This is a genomic window from Halobacteria archaeon AArc-dxtr1 (assembly GCA_025517425.1).
Classification (GTDB): Archaea; Halobacteriota; Halobacteria; order Halobacteriales; family Natrialbaceae; genus Halostagnicola.
In genome coordinates, this window is sequence record JAOPJY010000003.1 from 118,184 (window position 1) to 132,603 (window position 14,420).

A 14,420-nucleotide genomic window follows, 5' to 3' on the forward strand; every position below is an offset into this window, starting at 1 on the left:
GGTCGCTCGCGTGGTGCCAGCATGGACCGCATCTCGCTGAACAGCGAGGCGTTCGAGGGCGAGAACAACGCGTACGTGGTCGAAGGGAGCGACGATCTCGCGCTCGTCGACACGGGAGTCGGCACCGACGACGTCCGCGATCAGCTCCGAGAGGGACTCACAGAGCGTGGCTACGCCTTCGCCGACGTCGACGCGATCGTCCTCACGCACTTTCACCCCGACCACGCCGGTCTCGCCGGCGAGATTCAGGCCGAGAGCGACGCCACCGTCTACGTCCACGAGGCCGACGCACCGCTCGTGGCCCGGGAAGCGGGTGACGTCGCGGCGTTCGACGAGCGCAGGCTGGCCGCGCTCGAGGCGTGGGGGGTTCCGGACGCAAAGCGAGACGAATTACTCGCCTTTCTCGAGGGAGCGAGCCGCATCCTCGGCGAGCCGGCGTCAGTGACACGGATTGCGGACGGAGACACCATCGATGTTGGCGGACACGCGCTCGACGTAGTGCACGCGCCGGGCCACACGGCCGGGCTCTGTTGCTTCGAGATCGCCGACCGAAACGAGGCGTTCGTCGGCGACGCCATTCTCCCCGTCTACACGCCGAACGTCGGCGGCGCAGACGTCCGCGTCGAGCGCCCGCTCGCGACGTACATCGACTCGCTGCAGCGGATCGCCGACCGAGACTACGACCGGCTCTGGCCCGGTCACCGTGACCCGATCGACGAGCCGACGGCCCGGATCCGCGAGATCGTCGACCACCACCGCGACCGAACCGAACGGGTAGTCGACGTGCTCACCGAGTACGGTCCAGCCGACGCCTGGACAGTCAGCGCCCACCTCTTCGGTGATCTCGAGGGGATCCACATCAAACACGGACCCGGAGAGGCGTACGCCCACCTCGACCACCTCGTCGCAGAAGACGTCGCGACGGTCGACGACGGGGAGTACCGGCTGCGTGGCGCGGATGAGATCGACCTCGAGACCCTGATACCGACGATTCGCGGGCCCGGCGAGTTACCACCATCCTAACGGCTCTGCGCTCGTGTATCCTACCGGTCCCCCACTCGTTCAGTTCACGGACCGGCCCGAGACGCGAACCGTCTGAGACACCCGAAGAGGCGAGGGCAGAAAGTAGATCGTGACTGAATCGACGTGTGTACCACAACCGTTGTACCCGTGTGTTTCGTAGGACACAGTAGATGCTCAAACGTCGAGGAACCCGAGTCACGCGGCGGACGCTACTGTGCGGGCTGGGCGCGAGCGCGAGTGGTGGCCTCGCCGGCTGTTTCGGCGACGACGACGGCGGGTCCGAGGACGACGACGGCAACGCCATCGATCCCGACCCGGTTGACGTCGCCGCGGACGCCACCTGGCGGACGGCAATGCTCGAAGACGTGACGGGCGACGCCGAGTTTCGAATCGACGAGTTCGATCGTCCGACCGTGGTACACACGTTCGCGATCGGCTGTGCGGTGTGTGCCTCCCAGCACGATCAGTTCGCCGCGCTGTACGAGCAAGAGGACGTCGAAATCGTCGATCTGACGACCGATCCCTACGAGAGTCGTGAGGCGGTTCGCGATCACGCTGACGAAGAGGGGTTCGACTGGCGATTCGGCATCGCACCGGACGCCGTCATCGGCAGCCTCGTCGGTGATTTCGACCAGGAAGTCACGTCAAGCGCCGCGTCGCCGGTGATCGTCGTCTGTCCTGGCGGCCAAACCTACCGCCTCGAGAAGGTCGTCGACGCCGAGGCGCTCGCCTCGGTTCTGACAGAGCACTGCTAAGCGGTCTCGAAAGTCTTACAGATGACGTCAACGACCGCCTCTCTGATCGAGTTCTTCTTGCTCGGCCTCGCCACGCCGCTGACGGCCTCGTGTGTCCTCCCGCTCTACCCGAGCTTTCTCGCATACTTGGCTGCGACCGGGGACCGATCTCGCAGTCCGTCAGTTGCTGTGCTCGGCGCGCTCGTCGTCGCTGGCGTCATCACGTTCATGGCGATCGTCGGTGTCCTGTGGACGACCGTCTTCCGGGGCGGCGTCTCGGGCGCCGTCACCCTGCTCTCACCGATCGCGTTCGCCGTGCTAGCGGTTGTCGGCGCGGCGCTCGTGATCGCACCCAACGGGTTCGCCAGGCTCCCGACCGTCGAGCCGCCTCACAGCCGGTATCCGACGTTGTCGGCGTTTGGGTACGGCTTCTTTTTCGGTGCGATCGTCATCCCCTGCAACCCGGGGCTGATCGCACTGTTTCTCAGCCGCTCGACGGTCGCATTTCCCGCCTTCGACTCCCAGGTCGAGGTGCTGGCTGGCTTCCTCGCCTTCGGGTTGGGGATCGGCACACCCCTGCTGGCGTTCGCGGTGCTCGCCCAGCCCTACAGCCGCCGCGTCACCCGGACGCTCGCGCGGTACAGCGGTCCGATCAACCGGTTCGTCGGTGTCGTGCTGGTCGTGGTCTCGCTGTACTACCTGATCGTCGTCTTCGGCGTCGGTGCGCTGCTGTAAGAGAACCGACCGTCCTCACAGCGACCGAAGCTGTTCCGGTGCGCCGGGATCGTGGCCACAGATCACCGTCGCGTTCTGCCGCCGTGCTATCTTTCTGACTCGCCGCAAACTCTCGAACCAGTCGCGCTTGCTCCAGAGCAGGTCGCCACCCATCGGGTGTTCGTCCTCGTAGTTCGCCCGGAGGAAGGCCTGATCGCCCGCGAGGACGACCGTGCCGGTACCGTCGAGTTCGAGGACGACCCCGAGGAGGCCGGGCGTGTGTCCGGGGAGGCGGACGAACTCGATCCCCTCGAAGGCGTGGGCGCGATCGCCATGGACGATCTTCCAGGCGAGGTCGCGGTCGAAGTCGCCGGCGAGGTACGCGGGATCGCCGTCTGCGGTGTCAGTTTTCGCGCTGTAGTAGGCGTACTTCAGCTCGCGTTCGTGGACGTAGATTGGCGTCTCAGTGCCCTCGAAGGCGTAGAGGCCGCCGGCGTGATCGAGGTGGAGATGTGACTGGATTACGGCGTCGATGTCCGAGACTGAATAGCCCGCGTCCGCCAGGTCGTCTTCGAGCGGACGCAAGTCGGTGTGCTTGAAGGCGTCGTAGAGAGGGGCGGGCCAGTGGCCTGTGGCGGCGTCGGGATGGGAGCCGGTATCCCAGAGAATCGTCCCCGCTGGGTGGTCGATGACGACGTTGTACACCGGCGCCTCGAGCAGTTCGATCTCGGGGTTCGGCTCACTGGCAGTTCCTCTGGTGTGCCCCTCGAAGACGCCGTTCGCATCGGCGGAGACTGTCCCGCGTTCGACCGGGGTGAGGGTGGCCTCAACCATATGTCGACGACGACGGCCCGAGGGAAATACCGTCGGGTGGCGACAAGAGAGAGTCAGCGTTGTTGCGTCCCGTTTCACAGCACACAAAGAAGACTGTCTCCGCCGGGTCGGTCGAGAGCGACTGCCTTCCTCCGCGCAGTGGGGCCCAGAAGCTGCTGTCTGACCCCTTACTCGAAGTGAATTAACGGCTTGATGATGTCGTCTTCTTTTTCGTCCATCATTTCGAACGCCGCTTCGATCTCGTCGAACTCGAACTCGTGTGTCGTCATTTTCGTTGGGTCAAGGCGGTCGTTCTCCAGAAGTCGCAGGAGTCGCTTGATGCGCAATCGCCCCCCTGGGCAAAGATCAGTCACGATGTCTATTTCGGCCATTCCAACGCCCCACTCTTCGCGTGGAATATGTCGATACTCACCGTCACCGTGATAGCCGACGTTAGAGACAGTGCCACCTGGTTTTACGACCGTGATCGCATCCTGTAACGTTTGATCGCTGCCGAGTGCTTCGATAGCAGCATCGACGCCCACGCCATCAGTTAGCTCCATAATCTCTTCGACTGAATCCGTCTGACTGAAATCGACGACGTGGTCGGCACCGTACTCCCGAGCGAGTTCTTGTCGTTTTGGAACGGCCTCGACCGCGATGATCGTCCCTGCTCCCTGTAATGACGCCCCTTTCGTTGCCATCAATCCAACCGGCCCCTGCGCGAATACCGCGACTGTCCCACCGATTGGGATGGCTGCGTTTTCGGCCGCTGCGAATCCGGTAGTCATCATATCGGTCGTGTACAACGCCTCGTGATCGCTTACCCCATCGGGGATATGTGCAAGATTTCCATCGGCATCGTTCACGTGGACGTACTCCGCGAACGTTCCGTCTTTTACATTTGCGAACTTCCACCCGCCTAACGCGCCTTGTGACTGGGAGGGGTGACCGTCTTGTGCCGCTTCGGAGCTCCAATCCGGCGTAATTGCACCGACAGCCACGCGGTCTCCCGATTCAAAATCAGTGACTGCTTCTCCGACCTGATCGACGACACCGACGACTTCGTGTCCGAGGGTGAGGTTTTCGCGATCCCCGATTGCACCGTGGACAGTGTGGCAGTCCGACGTACAAATGAGCCCTTTCGTAGGCTTGAGAATCGCGTCACTGGGCCCGAACTCGGGACGATCTTTTTCGGTTACGCCAGTTTCTCCGATCCCGTCCATTACGAACGCTTTCATCGACATGCATCACTGAGCACCATAGCCGACATGATAATACTTTCACAGGAATTTTTATACTTCGGTTCCTTTGTCTCTGTGAGACTGCTCCCGCCGAAAATCATCTGTACGGAACTCCTGTATTCTGTCGACGTCGGGTGGATAGACATGACATCCAAACAGAACCCGTGATTCCAACGGCAGCCACGTATATCGGCTGTTCCTGCCGGCCCCAGCCTTACCCGTCGTCTCGGCGAACCCGTAGCATGGTCAGACTCTCCACAGTCGTGATCCTCGCCGGTGTCGTCTTCCTGTTCATCCCCATTCCGCCCATCGCGACGATCGCGGGAATCCTTACCATTGCGGCCGGGATCGGGCTTCGGATATTCACCGATCACTGACGCCCTTACGCGTCCGGAATGGGCGATAGTCAGTAGCAGGTCGTCCAGTGTTGGGTGTAGGACTTAGTAGGGTGCCTTCGAAGGCAGGATCATGTCGGAAACGCCTTCGGTACTCGTGGTTGGCTCGGGGCTGGCCGGGCTTGTCGCCGCCCGACACCTCGCGGCGGCCGACGTGGACGTGACCTGTCTCGAGCGCCGCGAGCGCGTCGGCGGTCGCGTCCGGACGGTCGAGCGCGACGGCTACCGGCTCGATCGCGGCTTTCAGGTGCTGTTTACCGGCTACCCGGCCGTCCGCCGAGAGCTCGATCTCGACAGCCTCTCCTTGCGAACGTTCGCACCTGGCGCGGTACTTGCGGGGCCCGGCCGTCGACGGATTCTCGGCGATCCGTTTCGGGATCCACGAACGGTTCCCGCCTCCGTTCTGGCGACCGAGATCACGCTCGCGGACAAGCTTCGCGTGCTCCGCCTGCGCGAAGAACTCCGGCGTCGCCCCCTCGAGTTCGCGCCCGATCCAGACGAGACGGACGTCTCGATCGCGACGTACCTGCGCGAGCGGGGCTTCTCCGAGCGCTTTCTCGCGAACTTCGCGGCACCGTTCTATGGGGGTATCACGCTCGACCGGTCACTGTCGACCTCGGCACGCGTCTTCGAGTACACGTTCGGGGCGCTCGCCCGCGGAGAGATCGCGGTGCCAGAGGCAGGAATGGGAGCGATCACCCGCCAGCTCGCCGCAGCCGCACGGGCGGCCGGAGCCGAGATCGAGACGGGCATCGGCGTTGCCTCGATCGCAGAACGACGGGATGAGAGCACGGTGACGATCCGAACCGAGGACGGCGAGCGCCGATCTGCCGACGCCGTCGTCGTCGCGACCGATCCCCGTTCGGCTCGCGATCTGACTGGCGTCGCGTCGATTCCGACCGACGCACGATCCTGTGTCACCCAGTACTACCGGCTCCCTCCCGGCTCCGACCTCGGGGTTGGTCCGCGATTGCTCGTCAACACCCGACGGGACGGACCGAACCACGTCGTCCCGCACACGGCCGTAGCGCCGTCGTACGCACCCGAGGACGAGACGCTGTTGAGCGCGACCTACCTCGGTGAGCCAGAGGCCGACGATGCGACCCTCGCCGAGCAGACCAGAGAGAGCCTCGGCTGGTGGTTTCCCGAGCGCGGGTTCGACGAACTTTCCGTGGTACACACGGACCGCATCCCGTTCGCACAGTTCGCCCAGCCGCCGGGTATCCACGAGACACTTCCGGACACCCGTGACGGAGGCGAGGGCGTCTACCTCGCCGGCGAGTACACTCGCTGGTCCTCGATTCAGGGCGCGATGGAGAGCGGCTGCCAGGCCGCTGGCGCAGTCCTCGCAGATCAGCACTGAATCTCAGAGCAGGTCGCGACACTCCCCGAGCGGCGGAAACCACAGCGTCTCGCCTGTCTCCGGGTCGTAGACGCCGGGCCGAAAGCCGTCGATATCTCGAATCAGCGGTGACTGGAAGTCGCTGGTTCGACGTGCGTTTACCGTCGTCCCGCGGGCTACACGGGTGAACGTCGGGAGGACGATCACGTCGGCGCCCTCGTAGGCGCCGGGACCGTAGAGCACGCACGGACGCTTGCGCCCGTCGACCGACAGGGCAGGGTGGTCGTGCCCGATCACGTACCGTTCGGCATCCGCCTTGGGCAATTCGTGGCCGTGACAGACGGCCGTCTCGCCGTCTGCAAGGCAGTGTTCGGCGGGGGTCCGGCCGTCGAAGACCTCCTCGAGCAGAACGTCGTGGTTGCCGGGCGTCACCACGAGGTCCGCACCGGCGTCGGCGACGAGCGCCTGGATCGCCCGCAAATCATCGGTAACACCGCGTGGAACGTGGGAAAACGAGTGGAGCAGATCACCCGCGATGACGAGTTCCTGCGGGCCGAGATCGGAAAGGAGCCCTTCGAGACGCGCCGTCGCGTCCGTACCGTCGGCCAGGGGTGCCTCGACGGCCGAGGCTGTACCCTTCCCGAGATGGGGATCGGCGAGGACAAGGGTTCGGGCGTCCGGAAGCCAGACGCAGCGCTCCCGAGGCGAAACCTCCGGGCCAGGGCCGAACGCGGGGCCATCCATCAGTCTCCCGGCTCAGTGCTCCTGCCAGGAGCCGGCTCCCCAATCGCGCTCTCGAGGTCGTACTCGTTGCCGGTGAGGACGAACAGTACCTCCTCTAACGGCGCCAGAATCTCGGGCACGATCTTCACGAGGAGATAGGTGATCCCGAGCAGAGCCACCACTGCCAGCAGCTGCGAGATGTAGTTGTGTGCGACGACGTAGGAGACGCGGTTGGCCTCAGTGCCCAAATAGGTCGTCATAAACGAGACGAGCCAGTCCTGCTGGAACCAGCCCCACGGTGAGGCGAGGCCGATGAAAACGTTACGGGTGAGGTTCAGAAACCAGATGACGCCGATCGCGAGCGCAAATGCGGATACCTTTCGCTTGAGCGGTGCGGAGACGGAGGCGATGAGTCCGCCAAAGATTGCCATACTTCCCAGACCCGTACACGCGAGGACGATGTAGGTCGTCCGCCCGGTGGCGGTCTCATCAGGGTCGAAATCGAAGCGACTCTCGTAGCCGTTCGCGCCCTCGTTGATCCCGGGACTGTGACCGAGCAGTTCCATCCCGTAGTGGGTCTGGACCGCCGTCGTTTCGATGAGCCACCGGCGGACGAACGGGATCGTCTCGGCGGGGAGGTATATCAGCCCCATGATCGCCACCGCCTTGGTGAGCAACAGCAGCGACTCCCGCCCCTGGACGAGCAGGTAGCCGGTGTAAGCACACAGCGGCAGCGCCGCCAGCGCCAGTACGGTCTGGAGGGGACTCTGGACGTCGTAGTGGTAGTACGGAGCCATCGTCAGCCAGAAGACGCCAAAGAGCACCCAGGCCACCGCGGCGGTGTACCGCGCCGGGTCGGGCGCTCCGCGCCATTGGAGAGCGATCGCCAGCACGAAGATCAGAATCGATCCCCACGCGAGGGCGTCGGTCGCCCCAATCGCACTCACGACGGCGACGACCGGTCCTGCCCCACCCTCGAACGCGGCCGACGTGAGCACCGATGAGTCGACCGTGGACGCGACACTCGATCCGCCCGCGTCCGCGACCGAGGTGGAGGGCATGATGTTCACGTCGTGACGACGGACTCGCGTAGCATCAACTTGACGCCTCGCATCGAACGTCGCAATTCGCTCCCTCACGAGGAGTGTGTGCGGATGACGGGGCCGCGGACCGCGCACCTTTTTGACGCCCACCCGAGAGGTATCGGTATGGTCGACGTCCTCGATAGCAAGCGATCCGCGACTCGTTTTCGGATCTTAGTCCAGATCGCCCAGCGCCAGCCCGCGGTCAGCCAGGGGGAGATCGCAGACGAGGTCGGCGTGACGAGCCAGGCGGTCAGCGAGTACATCCGCGAACTCGTCGATGACGGACTCGTCGAGAAGGAGGGGCGATCGCGCTACCGAGTCACCAAGGAGGGCGTCGACTGGCTCTTCCAGGCAGCCGACGCAGTCCGGCGCTTTGCTGACCACGTCACCGAAGACGTCCTCGCGACGATGAGCGAGGACGCTGCGATCGCTACCGACGACGTAACCGAGGGCGAGACTGTCTCCCTCTCGGTTCAAGATGGGCTGCTCCACGCTACTCCCGGCGAGGAGGGGCCCGCCACAGGCGTCGCGACGACCGACGCTGCTGCCGACACCGACGTCGGCGTCACGAGCTTCGAAGGCGTCATCGACCTCGAACCGGGTACTGTCACCGTTCTTCAGGTGCCAGCGGTCAGAGCCGGCGGCAGCCGAGCGATCGACGACGACGCCGTCGCCACACACTGCGAGGACGCGGATCTCGTCGCCGCAAGCGGCATTGAGGCCATCGTCGCCTCTCGGCGAGCGGGCAGCGAGCCCGCAGTTACCTTCGGCGTTGGCGGTGTCGCGGCCGACGCCGCCGAGCGCGGGCTCTCAGTGACCGTGGTCGCGACGACCGACGTGGTCGGCCGAGTCACCGACGCGCTTCGGGACGCCGAGGTGGCCTACGAGGTTCTCGAGGGGTAATACGTCACCAGCTGTCGAGGGTGAGTCGAGCAACCGTCGGTATGTTCTATGTCACGAACAGCGCTTGCCGAACCCAACACCAACTACTTCCGTACGCGCCCTGTTGTCTACTGTATCTTCGACCAGGTCGCGTGCTTGGGCGGCCAGGTCCCGTTCTCGTATCGATGCCGGGAGAGACAGACGACAGACGCCACGGCGCCTCAGCGCCGGTTCGACGACCCGACCGGATGCGGATAACAGACACACTATGGAGACCAACGACGTACACCGACGATGGGCGGGCCGCTCGACTGCGTACTCACCGGAGTACTACGCGTACTACGGACCGAACGAGACGAGCGAGTTGCTCCGCTCACACCTCGAGGCGACCGTTGGAACGGACGCAACCGTCTTAGAGCCCGGTTGTAGCGCCGGACGCCACCTCGCACACTTACACGAGCATGGGTTCCGCGACCTCTCGGGAATCGACCTGAACGACGAGAGCTTCGACGTCCTTGCCGAGAACTATCCGGGGCTGGCTACAGACGGATCGTTCTACGCCGACGCGATCGAAGCGATCGTCCCCGAGTTCGACGACGGCGCGTTCGACGCGGTCTACACCGTCGAGACGCTCCAACACATCCCGCCGGAAAACGACGACGCGTTCGCAGAGCTAGCCCGGATCGCCGACGACACGATTGTGACGGTCGAGAACGAAGGCCACACCGACGGCGAAGCCGGGAACGCTGACGACGAAGCCGGGAACGCCGACAACGACGTCGGGAGCTGCGATACTGAGACCGAGGACTCCGATAACGACGCCGGACAGCCCGTCGACGAACACGTCAGCTACGTCGACGACGGGATCCCACTCTACCACCGGCGCTGGGACCGCGTCTTCGAGACGTTAGGGTTCGTCGAGCGCGAGTCGCAGTCGCTAGAGCGGGATACCCTCAGGGTGTTCCGTCGACCGGAACGGTAGCGTCGGCACGAAGCGAACAGGTTCGGATCGGCATCGATTCCAGATCGGCTCGATTCCAGATTGGTGCGATTCCGGGTCGGCACGGTTTTTCGCGAGCGAACGGCCTCCGACCGGCGGACGGTTCCCGGCCGCGAGCAGTTCCGCCCGAACGAGCTACGGCTCGTCGCGTCGGTGGCCCTCCGATGCCTCCTCGAGAGTTCGGTCTGCTTCGGCCGACCGTTTGTGCTGTGGCGAGGTGATCGCCTCGCCGGTGCCTTCGATGCGCTCCTCGGCGTCTTCGACGGCGATCCACTCCCGTACCCAGGCGATAGTCGATCGAAGCATATCGCTACCGTAGACGCAGTCGGTGAAAATACTTCCACAGTGACAAGTCCACTCAGCCGATGTATCGCAGATCCTCGTCCATCGGGACGTCCATTCCCTGTTGCTGTTGTTCCATCTCTTCTATCTTCCCGATGACTTCCTCCATCTCCTCTGCGCGCTCGTCTAAACTCTCGTAGTCGATTTCGAAGCCGAGCACTTCCTCGAGCACTTCCAGAACGGCACGGGCGCTTTTCGGATCGACGAGATACCCGCTGGTTTCGCCCATGAGGCAGGCAGCGTCGACACCCCGGCGGGCACCGAGGCCAAGCAGGAGTCCGGAGACGCCGACGATCCCGCCTGCGGGCTCGTTCTCCCGGAACTCGACGCCAGCCTCCTCGAGTGGCTCACGCAGGGGGTCGTCGGTCACGGCGCCGACGACGGCGTACTCGTCGATCAGTTCGCCGGTCGGCACCCCGCCGAGAGCGTACGCTTCGGACGCGCCGAAGCTCTCGGCGATGTCGAGAAACGCACTCGTCAGCAGGTAGTGTCCGTCGTTCGTCTGGGCCTGGTGATCACCCGTAAGCACGAGTAAGTCCCGACCGTCCGAGGGCGTGATCGCGTGGACGGTCGCACACGTTAATGACGCGACGCCGTCCTCAACGGTAACCTGCGGGGGGAACTCTCGCGAGTAGATCCGCCGAACGAGCGTGGCCTCGTCGGCGAACTCCTCGAGTATGTGATCGGCAACCAGCTTGCCGACGTGCCCGACACCGGGCAGCCCCTCAAGAAGAACGGGATCATCCAGTGTCACCTCGGCGACTGCGTCGATCTCGAGTTCGTCCATACCGGATGGGTGACGGCGAGACGTAAGTGCGCATCGGTGTCACACCGAGAGATCGAGAATCGGGACCGGTTACTGGCGACGCTTGAGCGCGCGCCGGTACTCACCGTGGGGATCTTCGGGATCAAACGGTGCAGGAGCACTGTTGACCGCCGGTTCGCCACACTCCGGACAGCTATCTGAGAGCGTATACACCGGGCGGTCGTGGACGTCCTGCCACGCCGAACAGATCCGAATGTCGGATTTCATGTGCGAGATCGATGTCGCCTGCGGGCCGGTTACTCGTCGTCGCTGCGACGCTCGCGGTGGTACTCGCCGTCGCCGCCCTCTGACTCGACTGCGGCGATGGCCCGCTGTGCGCTCTCTTCGAGCTGGGCCTCGGCAGTCTTGTAGTTGGGAGCTTTCACTTTGATGCGGTACTCGGGGGCACCGACGTAGGTGACGTCGAGTTCGACCTCCTCGGGGACCTCGCCGTTGCCGGCGGCGGCCTCAAGCGCCTGGCGAATGCCGTCGACGCCGCTCGCAGAGGGATTCTCGAGGTCGACGTAGCCGGTGACGTTGACGTAGGGCACCGAGACGTTCTCGCGAGCGGTCTCGACGACGGCCTCGATCTCCGCATCGTCGAGGTCCGTGCCGTCGATGGCCTCCGCCCCGTGGATCGCCGCCTGTTTGAACGCGGCGTACAGCGAGGGGTGCGTGGTGAGCAGTTCGTTCGCGATCGCGGTGTACTCCTCGTCGTCGATCTCCTCGCCGAAGGCGAGTTCCATCCAGTTGTCCGCTTTCTGCTCGTTTTTCCACTCCTGGATCTTATCGGAGCGCTGGTGGTCGTTGACGTCTTTCAGCGAGAGATCGATCTGCTGGGCGTCCTCGTCGACATCTAGAACCTTACAGACGACGATCTGGCCCTCGCGGACGTGGTCGCGGACGTTCTTGATCCAGCCGGAGGCAACCTCCGAGATGTGGATGAGCCCGCGCTTATCCTGGTACTCCTCTAGGTCGGCGAAGACGCCGAAGTCTTCGATCTCGTCGATCTTGCCGACGACGAGTTCGCCGGGGTCGGGCCAGCCGCTGTACTTCATCGTGATTCGACTGTCTCGACGATCTCGTGGTCGATCTCGGCGTTGCCGCCGGTCGGCCGCGCGAGCGTCGTTCCGCAGACGGCGCAGGCGACCTCGGTCGACGCCTTGCCGAAGACGACCTGTTCGTTCTCGCAGTCCCCACAGCGGACGGAGTAGAAGTTTCCTGCCATAGAAATCACTCCTGGAACTCGAGTCGGCCAGCGCGCCATCCCTCGCGGAGGTGGGCCTTGCCACACTCGCTGCAGCGGTACTTGAGGTCGGTCTTCTTCGTCGGCTTGTTTCCACTGGGCACCTTCGAGAACTTCCCGGAGTTCCCGATGGAGGCGGTCTGGCGCTTGCGCTGGCGGTCAGCGACCTTCTTCATTCCCGTCGAACGGCCGGTTCGGACCTTCTCGACTTCGTGTTCGTGGTGTGCGTTACAGTGCGGGCAGTACGTGTTGAATCGGCGTGGCATCTGCATGGGTAGTTCTCTTGGACGGGGCTACGATAGCCCCGCTTAAAACCCGTTTGGTTCGCAATCGACGGCGGTTTCGCCCGCGGGTGAGGCCAAACCGGCCACAGTCGCGACGAAACCGGCACTTCTCGAGACCACACTCACCCCTTCGAAGCGTTTAATCCGGGGCCCGCCGAAGCCGACAGTATGAAGCGGCTCATCATCCATGGCGATCCCGGCATCCGGAAAGGGGCGATCGTCGACGTCGACGGAGAGGAGCTGGTCTGTTTCGCCGTCAGCCGAAACGGCGAGTGGCACGGCCCCGAGGAGGTCCAGTTGTGGTGTACCGTCGGCGACGCCGACGAGTTCGAGGACTTCGAGCGCCAAGATTACGTTCCGCATTTCCTCGATGTCGAGCGTGTCGACGCCGCGGACGTCGGTGTGGTCCGCGCAGCCGGCGAGCTGACAGTGTAAGTTGCCACCCGAAAATCCGTTTTCCACGCACCGGTCGACAGAACGTTTTTCACCTCGCAATGGGATCGATACGGACGAATGACCCCGACGGTCGGTATCGTCGTCCCCGCATTTCGGCCCGACGTCGATGTTCTCGGCGCGTACGTCCGTGAGATCGACGACGCACTTGCTCCCGACACGATCCGGATCGAACTCGACGAGCCACGGGAGGGGACGGTCGAGTCGCTATCGGCTCTGCCGGCGATGGTCAACGCTGTTCCCGAGCGACGGGGAAAGGGCGCGGCGATCACGGCGGGGTTTTGCGCACTCGAAACCGACGTCCTCGCGTTCGTGGATGCGGACGCCAGTACCCCAGTCGACTCCCTCGTGCGCGTCGTCGATCGGGTTCGAGGCGGCGAAACGGCGGTCGCGACTGGCTCCCGGCGCCACCCGGAGGCCGAGGTGACGACCCACCAGTCGCGGCTCCGGCGACGACTCGGCGACGGCTTTGCCTGGCTGGCCCGCCACGTCCTCAGCCTCTCGCTTTCTGACTACCAGTGTGGCGCGAAGGCGATCGACGCGACGGCCTGGGCGGACGTACGCGGCCACCTCCGCGAACCGGGGTTCGCCTGGGACGTCGAGTTCCTCGCCGTCGCCGACGCGCTCGGCTACCGGGTCGAGGACGTGCCGATTACGTGGGCCGACGCTCCCGAGTCGACGGTCTCGACGGTCGGAACGGGGAGGGAACTCGTCACTGGACTGTTCGCGACGCGCCACCGTGTCAAACGACTTCGCGGTGATCGTATTCGCCTTCCGCTCCCCACACGACGGTCCGCGCCGGAACCGCTCGTCGATCGCGTCCGCAAGCGATGATCGACTCGCTTGGGGAGTTCCTCGCGACGCGTCTGTCGGCGCTGCGCGCCCCGAAGCGATTCACCCAGTTCGCCGGCGTCGGCTTCGTGGGTGCCGCCGTCGACAACGTCGTCCTCTTCGCGCTCGTTTCCGCGACCGCGCTCGGCCCCGTTGGCGGGAAGGTCGTGGCCTGGGTCGTTGCCATTGGCGTCATCTTCGCGATCAACGAACGCTGGACGTTCGCAGCCTACGGCTCCGTCGGGAGGCGTTCGCTGGGCTACCGGCTGCTGCGGTCGTACGTGGTCCGCTTTGGCGGCTTTCTGGTGACGCTTTCGGTGCTTACGATCCTCGTCTACTGGGCCGGAATCTGGTACATCGTGGCGAACCTGATCGGGATCGGCGTCGGGTTCTTCGTCAACTACACCGCAGAGAGTCTCTACACCTGGCGGGTCCACCACGAGTCACCGTAGCACGAAACCCGCATCAGGCGTCCGAATCACAACCCTTAACTGTGGAACCGGG

The 14,420-nt window shown here is 64.3% G+C and carries 20 protein-coding genes; 10 read left to right on the forward strand and 10 right to left on the reverse strand.

The window, feature by feature from the left end:
• The first annotated feature begins 21 nt into the window (after window positions 1-21).
• From OB905_12410 to OB905_12420, 3 genes are all read left to right on the forward strand, one after another.
• Entirely contained in the window at window positions 22-1,023 is a 1,002-nt protein-coding gene (locus tag OB905_12410) for an MBL fold metallo-hydrolase (GenBank protein ID MCU4926772.1), read from the forward strand.
• A gap of 170 nt (window positions 1,024-1,193) precedes the next feature.
• Window positions 1,194-1,778, forward strand: coding sequence for a hypothetical protein (locus OB905_12415; GenBank protein MCU4926773.1), 585 nt, complete (start codon window positions 1,194-1,196; stop codon window positions 1,776-1,778).
• 21 nt (window positions 1,779-1,799) lie between these two features.
• Complete coding sequence (locus OB905_12420) at window positions 1,800-2,492, forward strand: cytochrome C biogenesis protein (protein ID MCU4926774.1); 693 nt, start codon at window positions 1,800-1,802, stop codon at window positions 2,490-2,492.
• Between the two features lie 15 nt (window positions 2,493-2,507).
• On the opposite strand, the gene OB905_12425 is transcribed toward OB905_12420, so the two are convergent.
• Together OB905_12425 and OB905_12430 are read right to left on the reverse strand one after the other, a co-directional pair.
• Window positions 2,508-3,305: an N-acyl homoserine lactonase family protein gene (locus OB905_12425; GenBank protein ID MCU4926775.1), complete on the reverse strand. Its 798-nt coding sequence runs from the start codon at window positions 3,303-3,305 to the stop codon at window positions 2,508-2,510.
• Window positions 3,306-3,472: 167 nt separating this feature from the next.
• Window positions 3,473-4,525, reverse strand: coding sequence for an NAD(P)-dependent alcohol dehydrogenase (locus OB905_12430; protein ID MCU4926776.1), 1,053 nt, complete (start codon window positions 4,523-4,525; stop codon window positions 3,473-3,475).
• A 245-nt stretch (window positions 4,526-4,770) separates the two neighbouring features.
• Between OB905_12430 and OB905_12435 the strand changes: the two genes are divergently transcribed.
• Window positions 4,771-4,905 carry a transporter gene (locus OB905_12435; protein MCU4926777.1) on the forward strand — a complete coding sequence of 45 codons (135 nt, stop codon included), beginning with the start codon at window positions 4,771-4,773 and terminating at the stop codon, window positions 4,903-4,905.
• A gap of 91 nt (window positions 4,906-4,996) precedes the next feature.
• Window positions 4,997-6,286, forward strand: coding sequence for an NAD(P)/FAD-dependent oxidoreductase (locus OB905_12440; protein MCU4926778.1), 1,290 nt, complete (start codon window positions 4,997-4,999; stop codon window positions 6,284-6,286).
• Between the two features lie 3 nt (window positions 6,287-6,289).
• On the opposite strand, the gene OB905_12445 is transcribed toward OB905_12440, so the two are convergent.
• Together OB905_12445 and artA are read right to left on the reverse strand one after the other, a co-directional pair.
• Window positions 6,290-7,009 (reverse strand): metallophosphoesterase, encoded by a 720-nt coding sequence (locus tag OB905_12445; GenBank protein ID MCU4926779.1) that lies wholly within the window; start codon window positions 7,007-7,009, stop codon window positions 6,290-6,292.
• A complete protein-coding gene (artA, locus tag OB905_12450) occupies window positions 7,009-8,049 on the reverse strand; it encodes an archaeosortase A (protein ID MCU4926780.1) in 1,041 nt (346 codons plus the stop codon). The genes OB905_12445 and artA overlap by 1 nt, the downstream gene beginning before the upstream one ends.
• Window positions 8,050-8,196: 147 nt before the next feature.
• On the opposite strand from artA, the gene OB905_12455 reads away from it, so the two are divergent.
• Complete coding sequence (locus OB905_12455; protein MCU4926781.1) at window positions 8,197-8,976, forward strand: winged helix-turn-helix transcriptional regulator; 780 nt, start codon at window positions 8,197-8,199, stop codon at window positions 8,974-8,976.
• Between the two features lie 247 nt (window positions 8,977-9,223).
• A complete protein-coding gene (locus OB905_12460; GenBank protein MCU4926782.1) occupies window positions 9,224-9,937 on the forward strand; it encodes a class I SAM-dependent methyltransferase in 714 nt (237 codons plus the stop codon).
• Window positions 9,938-10,090: 153 nt separating this feature from the next.
• On the opposite strand, the gene OB905_12465 is transcribed toward OB905_12460, so the two are convergent.
• The 6 genes from OB905_12465 to OB905_12490 all read right to left on the reverse strand — a co-directional run bounded on the left by OB905_12465 (window position 10,091) and on the right by OB905_12490 (window position 12,620).
• Window positions 10,091-10,261 (reverse strand): hypothetical protein, encoded by a 171-nt coding sequence (locus OB905_12465; protein MCU4926783.1) that lies wholly within the window; start codon window positions 10,259-10,261, stop codon window positions 10,091-10,093.
• A 52-nt stretch (window positions 10,262-10,313) separates the two neighbouring features.
• Complete coding sequence (locus OB905_12470; GenBank protein MCU4926784.1) at window positions 10,314-11,084, reverse strand: proteasome assembly chaperone family protein; 771 nt, start codon at window positions 11,082-11,084, stop codon at window positions 10,314-10,316.
• Window positions 11,085-11,153: 69 nt separating this feature from the next.
• Window positions 11,154-11,330 carry an RNA-protein complex protein Nop10 gene (locus OB905_12475; GenBank protein ID MCU4926785.1) on the reverse strand — a complete coding sequence of 59 codons (177 nt, stop codon included), beginning with the start codon at window positions 11,328-11,330 and terminating at the stop codon, window positions 11,154-11,156.
• 29 nt (window positions 11,331-11,359) lie between these two features.
• Window positions 11,360-12,160: a translation initiation factor IF-2 subunit alpha gene (locus OB905_12480; GenBank protein MCU4926786.1), complete on the reverse strand. Its 801-nt coding sequence runs from the start codon at window positions 12,158-12,160 to the stop codon at window positions 11,360-11,362.
• A complete protein-coding gene (locus OB905_12485; protein MCU4926787.1) occupies window positions 12,157-12,330 on the reverse strand; it encodes a 30S ribosomal protein S27e in 174 nt (57 codons plus the stop codon). The genes OB905_12480 and OB905_12485 overlap by 4 nt, the downstream gene beginning before the upstream one ends.
• Before the next feature lie 5 nt (window positions 12,331-12,335).
• Complete coding sequence (locus OB905_12490) at window positions 12,336-12,620, reverse strand: 50S ribosomal protein L44e (GenBank protein ID MCU4926788.1); 285 nt, start codon at window positions 12,618-12,620, stop codon at window positions 12,336-12,338.
• 180 nt (window positions 12,621-12,800) lie between these two features.
• Here OB905_12490 and OB905_12495 point away from each other — a divergent pair, with 180 nt between their 5' ends.
• From OB905_12495 to OB905_12505, 3 genes are all read left to right on the forward strand, one after another.
• Entirely contained in the window at window positions 12,801-13,067 is a 267-nt protein-coding gene (locus tag OB905_12495; protein MCU4926789.1) for a hypothetical protein, read from the forward strand.
• 78 nt (window positions 13,068-13,145) lie between these two features.
• Window positions 13,146-13,919 (forward strand): glycosyltransferase, encoded by a 774-nt coding sequence (locus tag OB905_12500; protein ID MCU4926790.1) that lies wholly within the window; start codon window positions 13,146-13,148, stop codon window positions 13,917-13,919.
• Entirely contained in the window at window positions 13,916-14,368 is a 453-nt protein-coding gene (locus tag OB905_12505) for a GtrA family protein (protein ID MCU4926791.1), read from the forward strand. The genes OB905_12500 and OB905_12505 overlap by 4 nt, the downstream gene beginning before the upstream one ends.
• Window positions 14,369-14,420 lie beyond the last annotated feature (52 nt).

Excerpts from the sequence above, each read along its gene's own strand:
- OB905_12410 (MCU4926772.1), top strand. The coding sequence starts at position 22 with ATGGACCGCATCTCGCTGAACAGCGAGGCGTTCGAGGGCGAGAACAAC.
- OB905_12415 (MCU4926773.1), top strand. The coding sequence starts at position 1,194 with ATGCTCAAACGTCGAGGAACCCGAGTCACGCGGCGGACGCTACTGTGC.
- OB905_12420 (MCU4926774.1), top strand. The coding sequence starts at position 1,800 with ATGACGTCAACGACCGCCTCTCTGATCGAGTTCTTCTTGCTCGGCCTC.
- OB905_12425 (MCU4926775.1), bottom strand. The coding sequence starts at position 3,305 with ATGGTTGAGGCCACCCTCACCCCGGTCGAACGCGGGACAGTCTCCGCC.
- OB905_12430 (MCU4926776.1), bottom strand. The coding sequence starts at position 4,525 with ATGAAAGCGTTCGTAATGGACGGGATCGGAGAAACTGGCGTAACCGAA.
- OB905_12435 (MCU4926777.1), top strand. The coding sequence starts at position 4,771 with ATGGTCAGACTCTCCACAGTCGTGATCCTCGCCGGTGTCGTCTTCCTG.
- OB905_12440 (MCU4926778.1), top strand. The coding sequence starts at position 4,997 with ATGTCGGAAACGCCTTCGGTACTCGTGGTTGGCTCGGGGCTGGCCGGG.
- OB905_12445 (MCU4926779.1), bottom strand. The coding sequence starts at position 7,009 with ATGGATGGCCCCGCGTTCGGCCCTGGCCCGGAGGTTTCGCCTCGGGAG.
- artA (MCU4926780.1), bottom strand. The coding sequence starts at position 8,049 with ATGCCCTCCACCTCGGTCGCGGACGCGGGCGGATCGAGTGTCGCGTCC.
- OB905_12455 (MCU4926781.1), top strand. The coding sequence starts at position 8,197 with ATGGTCGACGTCCTCGATAGCAAGCGATCCGCGACTCGTTTTCGGATC.
- OB905_12460 (MCU4926782.1), top strand. The coding sequence starts at position 9,224 with ATGGAGACCAACGACGTACACCGACGATGGGCGGGCCGCTCGACTGCG.
- OB905_12465 (MCU4926783.1), bottom strand. The coding sequence starts at position 10,261 with ATGCTTCGATCGACTATCGCCTGGGTACGGGAGTGGATCGCCGTCGAA.
- OB905_12470 (MCU4926784.1), bottom strand. The coding sequence starts at position 11,084 with ATGGACGAACTCGAGATCGACGCAGTCGCCGAGGTGACACTGGATGAT.
- OB905_12475 (MCU4926785.1), bottom strand. The coding sequence starts at position 11,330 with ATGAAATCCGACATTCGGATCTGTTCGGCGTGGCAGGACGTCCACGAC.
- OB905_12480 (MCU4926786.1), bottom strand. The coding sequence starts at position 12,160 with ATGAAGTACAGCGGCTGGCCCGACCCCGGCGAACTCGTCGTCGGCAAG.
- OB905_12485 (MCU4926787.1), bottom strand. The coding sequence starts at position 12,330 with ATGGCAGGAAACTTCTACTCCGTCCGCTGTGGGGACTGCGAGAACGAA.
- OB905_12490 (MCU4926788.1), bottom strand. The coding sequence starts at position 12,620 with ATGCAGATGCCACGCCGATTCAACACGTACTGCCCGCACTGTAACGCA.
- OB905_12495 (MCU4926789.1), top strand. The coding sequence starts at position 12,801 with ATGAAGCGGCTCATCATCCATGGCGATCCCGGCATCCGGAAAGGGGCG.
- OB905_12500 (MCU4926790.1), top strand. The coding sequence starts at position 13,146 with ATGACCCCGACGGTCGGTATCGTCGTCCCCGCATTTCGGCCCGACGTC.
- OB905_12505 (MCU4926791.1), top strand. The coding sequence starts at position 13,916 with ATGATCGACTCGCTTGGGGAGTTCCTCGCGACGCGTCTGTCGGCGCTG.